General features: G+C 64.3%; 1 protein-coding gene. It reads right to left on the bottom strand.

Annotated elements, in window-relative coordinates; translation table 11 throughout:
• A partial coding sequence (locus JAO82_RS14160; protein WP_232897430.1) for a GTP-binding protein occupies window positions 1-582 on the bottom strand: 582 nt, incomplete at both ends.

Raw genomic sequence — 582 nt, forward strand, 5'->3', positions numbered from 1 at the left:
CTTGCGGAACATCTCGACGCCGGTACAGGTGGTCTTCTTGGTGTCGCGGATACCGACGATCTCAAGCTCGTCACCCACATTGACCACACCGCGCTCGACGCGACCGGTGACCACGGTGCCGCGGCCGGAAATCGAGAACACGTCTTCGATCGGCATCAGGAACGGCTGGTCCACGGCGCGCTCGGGCGTCGGGATCCACTCATCGACCGCTTCCATCAGCTTGCGGATCGACTGCTCGCCGATCGCCTCCTCGCGGCCTTCCAGCGCTGCCAGCGCGCTGCCCGCGATGATCGGGATGTCGTCGCCGGGATATTCGTAGCTGCTCAGCAGCTCGCGGATTTCCATCTCGACCAGTTCCAGCAGCTCTTCGTCATCGACCTGATCGACCTTGTTCATGAACACGACCATGGTCGGGATCCCAACCTGGCGGCCCAGCAGGATGTGCTCGCGGGTCTGCGGCATCGGGCCGTCGGCGGCGTTCACCACCAGAATCGCGCCGTCCATCTGCGCCGCGCCGGTGATCATGTTCTTGACATAGTCGGCGTGGCCGGGGCAGTCGACATGCGCGTAGTGGCGGTTCTC

This window comes from Pontibaca salina, from assembly GCF_016307205.1.
GTDB lineage: Bacteria > Pseudomonadota > Alphaproteobacteria > Rhodobacterales > Rhodobacteraceae > Pontibaca > Pontibaca salina.